Origin of the sequence: Rhizobacter sp. (assembly GCA_021153565.1) — a bacterium.
Lineage (GTDB): Bacteria > Pseudomonadota > Gammaproteobacteria > Burkholderiales > Burkholderiaceae_C > Albitalea.
Genome location: JAJKJU010000146.1, coordinates 1 through 9,141, shown reverse-complemented (window position 1 = coordinate 9,141; position 9,141 = coordinate 1). Strand labels below are relative to the sequence as shown.

General features: G+C 58.8%; 10 protein-coding genes and 1 pseudogene. 4 read left to right on the top strand and 7 right to left on the bottom strand.

The features are described 5' to 3' along the window. Positions 1–40: 40 nt before the first annotated feature. Positions 41–316 carry a transposase family protein gene (locus AC30NL_RS08915; protein ID WP_489463648.1) on the bottom strand — a complete coding sequence of 92 codons (276 nt, stop codon included), beginning with the start codon at positions 314–316 and terminating at the stop codon, positions 41–43. A 1,570-nt stretch (positions 317–1,886) separates the two neighbouring features. On the opposite strand from AC30NL_RS08915, the gene AC30NL_RS08910 reads away from it, so the two are divergent. Next, positions 1,887–2,171, top strand: a complete 285-nt coding sequence (locus tag AC30NL_RS08910; protein WP_489463647.1) for a hypothetical protein — start codon at positions 1,887–1,889, stop codon at positions 2,169–2,171. 620 nt (positions 2,172–2,791) lie between these two features. On the opposite strand, the gene AC30NL_RS08905 is transcribed toward AC30NL_RS08910, so the two are convergent. Beyond that, positions 2,792–2,914, bottom strand: a complete 123-nt coding sequence (locus AC30NL_RS08905) for a hypothetical protein (RefSeq protein WP_489463649.1) — start codon at positions 2,912–2,914, stop codon at positions 2,792–2,794. Positions 2,915–3,576: 662 nt separating this feature from the next. Here AC30NL_RS08905 and AC30NL_RS08900 point away from each other — a divergent pair. Beyond that, positions 3,577–3,831 carry a hypothetical protein gene (locus AC30NL_RS08900; protein ID WP_489463646.1) on the top strand — a complete coding sequence of 85 codons (255 nt, stop codon included), beginning with the start codon at positions 3,577–3,579 and terminating at the stop codon, positions 3,829–3,831. Positions 3,832–4,299: 468 nt separating this feature from the next. On the opposite strand, the gene AC30NL_RS08895 is transcribed toward AC30NL_RS08900, so the two are convergent. Then, positions 4,300–5,136: a DUF429 domain-containing protein gene (locus AC30NL_RS08895; protein ID WP_489463645.1), complete on the bottom strand. Its 837-nt coding sequence runs from the start codon at positions 5,134–5,136 to the stop codon at positions 4,300–4,302. Between the two features lie 354 nt (positions 5,137–5,490). Here AC30NL_RS08895 and AC30NL_RS08890 point away from each other — a divergent pair, with 354 nt between their 5' ends. Then, positions 5,491–6,366, top strand: a complete 876-nt coding sequence (locus AC30NL_RS08890; RefSeq protein ID WP_489463644.1) for a Tim44 domain-containing protein — start codon at positions 5,491–5,493, stop codon at positions 6,364–6,366. Between the two features lie 41 nt (positions 6,367–6,407). Here AC30NL_RS08890 and AC30NL_RS08885 read toward each other — a convergent pair whose 3' ends face one another. Further along, on the bottom strand, positions 6,408–7,292 hold the full coding sequence (locus AC30NL_RS08885) for an EamA family transporter (RefSeq protein ID WP_489463643.1): 885 nt from the start codon (positions 7,290–7,292) through the stop codon (positions 6,408–6,410). A 60-nt stretch (positions 7,293–7,352) separates the two neighbouring features. Here AC30NL_RS08885 and AC30NL_RS08880 point away from each other — a divergent pair, with 60 nt between their 5' ends. Next, on the top strand, positions 7,353–7,523 hold the full coding sequence (locus AC30NL_RS08880) for an asparaginase (RefSeq protein ID WP_489463642.1): 171 nt from the start codon (positions 7,353–7,355) through the stop codon (positions 7,521–7,523). A gap of 142 nt (positions 7,524–7,665) precedes the next feature. Here the strand turns inward: AC30NL_RS08880 and AC30NL_RS08875 are convergent, their stop codons facing one another. The 3 genes and pseudogenes from AC30NL_RS08875 to AC30NL_RS08865 form a co-directional block, all read right to left on the bottom strand. After that, positions 7,666–8,028, bottom strand: coding sequence for a translation initiation factor Sui1 (locus AC30NL_RS08875; RefSeq protein ID WP_489463641.1), 363 nt, complete (start codon positions 8,026–8,028; stop codon positions 7,666–7,668). Positions 8,029–8,120: 92 nt separating this feature from the next. After that, positions 8,121–8,588: a hypothetical protein gene (locus AC30NL_RS08870; protein ID WP_489463640.1), complete on the bottom strand. Its 468-nt coding sequence runs from the start codon at positions 8,586–8,588 to the stop codon at positions 8,121–8,123. A 177-nt stretch (positions 8,589–8,765) separates the two neighbouring features. Beyond that, a pseudogene (locus AC30NL_RS08865) lies at positions 8,766–9,141 on the bottom strand (hypothetical protein); the annotation flags it as partial.

Sequence of the window (9,141 nt, the reverse complement as noted above, 5' to 3'; positions counted from 1 at the left end):
TTTCGAGCGTGTCCGAGCAGCACGTCAAAAGGCACCTGATCTAGGCGCAAAGCGCAGCCATAGCCCGGGCTATGGCGAGCATTTGCAACGACGAGCAGGGGCCTTTTGGCGTGATGCGCGGGCATGATCGAAATACTCTCAGCCTCTCAGTCCATTGCACGACTTCGGCCCAGCTGTCGGCGCCGCTGGTGATCGCGCACAGCGCCGCAAACAGCAACTCGTCCAGCTGATGCATGCAACTGCGCGTGCGCGGATCAGGCAGATCCGCAAAGGCATCCAGAAAACTCTCCCCTCTTTCGCTCTCTTGTCCTCGCATCAGTAGCAGCTTCTTCGTTCGTGTTGTTCAAGTGCTTCCTCGTACCACATATTTGGGGTGGAGCTTCGTGCGATAGCCCTGAGAGTCTCTCCTCATACGGCTCTTGTTGTTGACCGTTCAGCTTTGATAGCCCAAGTCCCCACGCGCAAAGAGCCCCGGCTCGCAGCGCGAGCGACGCGGATGCTTTGCACATGAAGAACAACGCCGCCAGTGATGGGCTGGCGGCGTTTCCGGTAAGCGCGTGTCAGAACGGCGGACGTCCAGCGGTTCGACGATGCGCCGCAGGGCCAGGCGCGTCTGGATACGACTAGCCAGACGCCGCATAGGGGGTGTGCTCGAGTATGTGCGCCAGCGGGCTCAGCCGAGGTTCGACCCTGCTTCAACCCGCCACCCACCAGTTTAAGGAAGAGCTATTGCATTACCAATACGTGTCGTACGGCCGATAATTGTAATCGGGCTCCGTATGGCGACCTATGTCGTGAATTTGGCCACCACCTCCATACCCATCATAATCATTGTCCAAACTGACATCAGCTAGTTCATTCCTTAGCCCTTCAAGCACAGAATTGTCATCGCGACCATAAGCGGAAGCTCCACTGCTCAGTCTGCTCTCGCTGTTCAAGCTCGAGCTCGCAGTGAAAAACTCGTCCGAAGATCCATCTGCGGGGGCAGCGAGCCGACGTGAAGCGAAGGGACGTGGAGCGAACGGATTTGAAGCGGGCAGAGGTGAAGCAAACGGATGTGAAGCGGGCGGATGTGAAGCGGGCGGACGTGAAGCGGGCGGACGTGAAGCGGACGGATTAGAAGCGGACGGACGTGCAGCTGGCGGACGTGAAGGGAATGGGCGTGAAGAGAGCGAAGCAGAAGGGAACGCACGTGATTGTGCCGAACTACTACCCTCGCCACCCCGGTCGCGGACCACTGACTCTTGCCAAGCTTGTGTGGGACGGCTACTGCTTGGGATTCTATTGCGGCTGTACATTTAGATTTACGTTTTATGGTTTGGGGTATTTTGCGTGTGTTCAAAACTGGAGCGAACTGGATTCACACGCGATTGAGTTTTCAATGTGTTCGTTGGAATTCAATGTAGTAGGTGTCCCATCCCGTGTGATCATGTGCCTGTCCGCGCAACTGCACGGACCTGCTGAAGGAAGCGCGAGGCCAGGTTGGTCATCGAAGACTTCACCGCTTTCGTGAAGCGATTTCAATGACCGACGCGTCGCAGAATGTTCAAAACCAATTAGTCAAACTAGTGAGACGGCTCAGCCGAGCTTCGACCCTGCTTCGACCCGCTACCCACCAGTTTAAGGAACAGCTATTGTCATTACCAATACGTGTCGTAAGGTCGGAATTCCTCATCAGCGTCCGAAGGGACGAATATTGGTGCGAAGGTCGCTAGGACCATCCTCAAGCAGGACACTACCTAGATCGGCCCTTAGCCCTTCAACCACAGTTTGAGTAGCATCATCATTATCATGAATATCACTGCTCGAAGTAAAGAATGATGTACCGCTCGAGTCTGTTGTCGTCGACTGGCTCGATTCGTAGAATCCTTCGTTGGATCCATCTCGTGGCGCAGGGAGCGGACGTGAAGCGGGCAGGCGTGAAGCTGGCAGGCGTGAAGCAAACGGATTTGAAGCGGGCAGAGGTGAAGCGAACGGATGTGAAGCGAATGGACGCGCAGCTGGCGTACGTGCAGTTGGCGGACGCGCAGTTGGCGGACGTGAAGGGAATGGGCTTGAATGGAGCGACTGAGGAGGGAACGCACGTGATCGTGCCGAACTACTACCCTCGCCCCCTCGGTCGCGGACCACTGACTCTTGCCACGCTTCTGCGGGACGGCTACTTCCTGTGACTTTATTGCGGTTGTACATTTAGATTTGTTTTATGGTTTTTGGGATGTTGCGTGTATTCAAAACTGGAGCGAACTGAATTCACACGCGATTGAGTTTTCAATGTGTTCGTTGGAAACTCAATGTAGTTGGTGCCTCATCCCATATGATCATGTGCCAATCTGCACAACTGCACGGACCTGCTGAAGGAAGCGCGAGGCCAGGTTGGTCATCGGAGACTTCACCGCTTTCGTGAAGCGATTTCAATGACCGACGCGTCGCAGAATTTTCAAAACCAATTAGTCAAACTAGTGAGACGACTCAGCCGAGGTTCGACCCTGCTTCGACCCGCTACCCACCAGTTTAAGGAACAGCTGTTGTCATTCCCAATACGTGTCGTAAGGTCCGTATTCCTCATCGGCGTCCGAGTGGACGAGTATCGGTGTGAAGGTTGCTAGGACCTCCCTCAAGAGAGACACTACCTAGTTCGCGCCCTAATTCTAGGTCGGCCCTTAGATCGCCCCTATTGGTATAAAGAACACCTTGATAATCGACTTGATAATCGCTTTCACCGGTAAAGACTGATGATTCGCCATCGCTTGATGTCGAGTTGCTCGACTGGCTCGTTTCGTAGTAGGCGGCTTCATCGGAGGATCCATCTCGTGGCGCAGAGAGCGGACGTGAAGCTGGCAGACGTGAAGCTGGCAGAGTTGAAGCGAACGGATTTGAAGCGGGCAGAGATGAAGCGAACAGATGTGAAGCGAATGGACGCGCAGCTGGCGTACGTGCAGTTGGCGTACGTGCAGCTGCCGGACGTGCAGCTGGCGGACGTGAAGGGAATGGGCGTGATTGGAGCGACTGAGGAGGGAACGCACGTGGTCGTGCCGAACTACTACCCTCGCCCCCCCGGTCGCGGACCACTGCCTCTTGCCAGGCTTCTGAGGAACGGCTACTGCCTGTGATTCTGCTATTGCGGTTGTACATTTAGATTTACGTTTGATGGTTTGGTGGATGTTGCGTGTGTTCAAAACTGGAGCGAACTGGATTCACACGCGATTGAGTTTTTCAATGTATTCGTTGGAACTCAATGTAGGTGTCCCATCCCGTGTGATCATGTGCCAATCCGCGCAACTGCACGGACCTGCTGAAGGAAGCGCGAGGCCAGGTTGGTCATCGGAGACTTCACCGCTTTCGTGAAGCGATTTCAATCATCGGCGCGTGGCAGAAGGGGCAAAATATCTCGCCCGAACTTTAGCTTGTCAATCACATTGGTGTCGGCTTTTATAGCGGCCCTTAGCTCCTCAATATTGGTATAAACAGGAGCGGATTCGCTTGTACTGTCCGAAAAGAGTGCTGATTCGCTCGACTCGTCTGATGTCGAGCTGCTCGACTGGCTCCTGCCGGCGGATTCATCGGAGGATCCATCTCGTGGCGCAGAGAGCGGACGTGAAGCGGGCAGACGTGAAGCGGGCAGGCGTAATGCGAACGGATTTGAAGCGGGCAGAGGTGAAGCGAACAGATGTGAAGAGAACGGACGCGCAGCTGGCGGACGTGAAGGGAATGGGCGTGAATGGAGCGGCTGAGGAGGGAACGCACGTGATCGTGCCGAACTACTACCCTCGCCCCCCCGGTCGCGGATCACTGACTCTTGCCAGGCTTCTGAGGGACGGCTACTGCCCGTGATTCTTCTATTGCGGCTGTACATTTAGATTGACGTTTTATGGCTTGGGGCATGTTGCGTGTGTTCAAAACTGGAGCGAACCGGATTCACACGCGATTGAGTTTCCAATCCCTGTTCGTTGGAACTCAATGGAGTAGACAGCGAAAAGCCCGCCCTGGCGTCGATCGGACGCGCGATCCGACTTCAGCCAAGCGGTATTTTCTAGCAGATGCGCGTTCTTAGTGTTCGGAAAAGCGAACCCATTACCGGGATAGCGAGGACCCCGACGCTTTACCGAGACCCCAGCGGCTTGATTCGCCATACTCGCGCCAATACCGCGTCAACATCCCAACCCATCACTGTTATTTAAGCCTGATGCGCTGTCGCTCACGCACCGCGGTGCGAAAGCCCGGGCTGTGGCGAGCATTTGCAACGACGAGCAGGGGTCTTTTGGCGTGATGAGCGGGCATGATCGACATACTCTCAGCCTCTCAGGCCTTGTGCGCCGACGTGATCCAGCCTTCGAGCGGGTCCACCGCATCCGGAATCCCGTGACCAGGTTGCTGCGCCGCCCAAGCCGCCTGAACCATGCACAAGACAGCATCGAGCCGGTCGCCCGAAGCATCGGCCGCAAGGTCATCTCGTTGCGCATGGGTCGCGCGAAGCCGCAGCCCCAACCGGCTGCGGCCCTGCTCCAAAGCGTCGAGCAGGTCCTTGCGCGCGATCAATCGCTCCGGCGTCTGCCTGGCAAGCTCGTCGCTCTTGTACGAACGCTTGCCGATCAACTCTCGTGCGAGCAAGCCCGGATAGCCCTCCAGTGCGACGCGCATTGCATCGCCATCGTGAACTGCCGGCAGATGCACACCCGACTCGATCAGCAAGGGTGCTCCCGCATGCAACATGTAGGCGACGGGAGGATTGACCCACTTCATCGACGGCGACGATCCCGCCGGGACATCGCAGGCTCGATGCGCGAACTTGCCTCCTGCCGGCCGTGCATCGCAAAAGCCTCTGAAGTGATCGCGAATCTCTTCCCTGCTGAGCGATGCGTAATGCTTCATCAAGGGCAGCCATTCGGTCGGCCACCCCAAGGCGACGACGAGTTCGCGCGGCAAGCCGAACGGCATGTCGATGGCGGCCACCCACGGCCCCGGCGTACGAAGCCATTGTGCGAAGCTCTCGAAGCTACTGTGCGATTCGAGCCGCTCAAGCTTCGCCACATTGCGCGATATGCGCCCCACCGCCACCGTGATTGGCTTGCGCCGCGTCGGGCGGCTGGTGAAGTCGACGCCTGCGACAGCGTGTAGGTCGGGGGAAGTGTGAGTCACGAGTCAACGATAGAAGTCTTAGGACATGGCCCGAAATAGTTTCCCGTTTTGGGGGCGCAGGGCCGGATGCGATGCCAGGCGCTACTAGCGCCGTGTGGCGAGCCACACAAGCGAGGAGCAACGCCGCAGCACGCCCGCCCTGCGCCCCCAAAACGGGAAATTGTTTTGGGCCATGTCCTTAGCTGCGGACTCTAGCGAGAAGAAGAATGGCCGACGAACCACACAGACAGTTCGACGACAACTGCATCGGCAGCTCGAGATCGTCCCCCATTCCGGCCGACGAGTAACAGTGCTTGCACTCCTGAGCCAGCACCCCATATTCCGTGCGTCACCGACCCGCGGAGCCCCGCAATCATGAAACGAATTCTGCTGAGCGCCTTTATCGCGACCTTGAGTCTCGGCTTTACCGCCACCCACGTGGAGGCCAAGCGCCTGGGCGGAGGAACGTCGCAAGGCATGAAGCGCCAGCTGCCGTCCAAGCCGACGCCTGACGCATCGCCCTCGCAACAGCAGGCCGCCAAGCAAGCCACCCCTCCCGCGACCCCGCCGGCCGCAGCGCCCGCACCGGCGCCCAAGCGCTCGTGGCTCGGCCCAATTGCCGGGCTGGCTGCCGGACTCGGCATTGCCGCACTGATGAGCCACCTCGGCTTCGGCGCCGGGTTCGCCAATATCGTGATGATGGTGTTGCTGCTCTTCGTCGGCGTGATGCTCGTGCGCTTCCTGATGCGGCGCTTCATGAAACCGTCACCCGGCTTGCAACTGGCTGGTGCAGGCGCCAATTTGAATGATGTGCAACGCGCCGAGCCCACAATGCGCTCGGCCCCGATCCTGGCGCAAGGCAGCGGCGCTGGCGGCCTGCCCGCTGGTGTCGACACCTCGGCCTTGGAGCGTGCGGCCAAGATGATCTTCATCCGCATGCAGGCTGCAAACGACAGCGGCGACCTGAACGACCTTCGGCAGTTCTCCACACCCGAAATGTTCGCGGCCTTCCGACTCGACCTGCAAGACCGCAAGGACGCCCCGCAGCGCACCGATGTCTCGGCACTCGACGCGCACATCCTGGACGTTGCTGATCAGAACGGCCAGCAAATCGTCAGCGTGAGATTCAATGGCCAGCTACGCGAAGAGACCAACGGCCCGACCGCTGCGTTCGACGAGGTGTGGCACTTGGTGCGGCCGAAGGATGGCAGCCGCGATTGGGCGATCGCGGGAATTGAGCAGAACCATTGAATTCGTAGCGGGGATACTTGCTCTCTCTGGTCTCGAATACGTCAACCGAAGGCCAAGCCGACGACACCGCCGGCCATGCACGTCGCCCCAAGCAATCTCACCGCCCGGTCGCTCTCCCCCAGTAACTGCCCGCCGAGCAATGCCGCGAACAGCATCGATACCTCCCGCGCCGGCGCGACGTGGCTGAGCGGCGCGAGACGCACGGCATACAACACCATCACATAACTCAGGGGCCCGAGCACGGCAATCACGAGCGCCGCTTTCCATTGCGCACGAAACGCCATTGCAAAGCCCGATGGATTGCGTAGCGCGAAGGGCAGCATCACCGGGATACGCAGCACGTTGCCGACGTAGTCGACCAGGATTGGCGAGATCAACATCACCTTCACCGCATAACCGTCGATCACCGTATAGGCTGCGATGAACGCTCCTGTCAGCGCCCCCCACGCCAGGCCGCGCACGACCCGGTCCTGCTTTGTTGGATCGTGCGCTTGTCGCCACAGTGCTGGTCCGCCGGCGATGAGAAACACGCCCGCCACCACGGCCAGCGCCCCCATCGCACTCGTGAACGACATCGATTCCCCCAACAGAATGACGGCGCCGATCGAACTCAAGAGCGGACCGCTGCCGCGCGCGACCGGATAGACCACGGTCAGATCGGACACCGCGTAGCCATGCAGCAGCGTGCGGAAATACAGCACGTGCACCACCGCGCTTGCAGCAAGGATCAGCCACGGTCCAACGCCCCATTGCGCCATCTCCTGGACGCCGGCCCAGATGACGATAGGCAGCCACAGCACACCGACGAACAGGGAACTCATGAGCACGAGGAAGTTGCCGCCGCCGCCCGACTTCTTGGCGATGAGGTTCCAGGTGGCATGAGAGAGAGCGGCCGCAAGGACCAGCAAGAGCGCGAGTGGGGTCATCGAAGGCCGGCATTTTGCCTGCTCGTGCCTTCGCTACAGTCCCTGTCATGACGGCCCAAAGTGGGCGCGGAAGGCGTCTACTGCGCTGCGATGCCCCAACGCGGACTGGGAGTCGCCATCAAGATCGCCGACGGCAACAACGCGCGCGCTGCCGAGGTGGTGATGGCGGCCGTCATCGAATCGCCGGTGCCACTCGATTTGGTCCGAAGCTTTTCGCACAATATGAAGTAAAGCGATGATCCATCTGCCCGGGTGCGATTCAAACTGATGTCAGGTTGCGGACACCGATTTCCGTTCAGGCTGACCCTTCGATACCGCAGGGCGAACGGGTGTTCGAACAGCGGATATTCCTCGCTCACGCCGATTTCGCCGGTCAGCCGCCAGCTCGCTTGACGGTGCAGCCTGCTTTCTGCAGGTGACCGATCACCAGATCGCAGTGATCTCCCTGGATCTCGATCACGCCGTCCTTGACCGTGCCACCAGACCCGCACACCACCTTGAGCTGCTTGGCGATCTGCACAAGTTCGGCATCGTCCACGGCCAGTCCCTTGACCAGCGTAACGCCCTTGCCTTTGCGGCCCTTGGTCTCTCGCGATACCCGGACGATGCCGTCGCCGGCGTGCACTGGCCGCGCCGTGTTGCACACGCATTGACCGATGGGTTGGCGGCACGTCGGGCACATGCGCCCGCTCTCTGTCGAATAGACGAGCCCGCCGGAACTCGACTTTGATTTCATCAGATCATCGTACCCGGCAGGGCTTGCGCTACCGATGGCCTTGAAGCAAGCACTCGGCTTTCTGCACTGCTCTTTCGAAGTTGGACGGACCGCTACCTCTCCATCAAGAGAAGTAGCACAACCGCCACCGCAAACAGCACGCAGAATGCGATGAACACGCCTGCGAACGGCCTGCCCCAACCCTTGCGCGGGTAGTCTTTGCCGAAGCGTTCTTTCACGAATTTGGCTTGTCCTCGGCCGCTTGCGAAATACCAGGCCAACAGGAGAATCAAGAAAATGGGGCCACCGCCTGATCCCGCCCCGGAGTTGCTGATGTCGGCAATCGTGAACAAGACGATGCAGGCAATGGATACCCACATCCAGACCCGCGCTGACGCTGCCCTCTTCGTGTCTCCCAGTGCCTGCCAGTTTTTCATGTGCAACCACGCGCCAAAAGCCGGCGAGAACAACAGGCTCCAATTGGCTGCGGCGTTCGGATTCCACAAGGGCGGAGCAGCGTCTTGCGACTGTGCAGTGTTGACGTCTTCGACAATCGCCGTGGGCGGGGAAAATCGGTTCATGGTGACCTTTTCATTGAAGCCGCAATCACGGCGGCCGCCATTGTGCTGAAGTTCATCGACATGAAGCAGCGGGAAATCGGTAGTTGCTCGTGAACCAGTTCCGTGTCCGCAGCCCGAGCGAATCAATCCCGTCGTAGTTGACCGTCAGCGTCAATTGCCCGAGATCATTGCAGAGAATCACGAGGCAGCCCTGCCCTCCAACAATCCCTCCAGTGTTTGCAAGGTATCCGCCTCATGCAGCGGCTTGTCGCTGCGAATGCGCAGCATGCGCGGGAACCTCACCGCGATGCCGCTCTTGTGTCGCGTGCTTCGGTTGATGCCTTCGAAACCGAGTTCAAACATGGCGCATCTGCGAGCACCTTTTTCGTCAACAGCTTGCGGCCGATTCGTTGTTGAACTGACCTTTACGCACGCTGGACACGCGGAAAGTTGCGCGTCTTTACTGGCTTTGGCGACATTCTTTTGCAGTGATGTGAGTTTTCGACCGAAATCGATGTGAATTTCAGATGCTGGGAGATGGGGGTGATTTTTGAGAGACCCCTCACCCCAACCC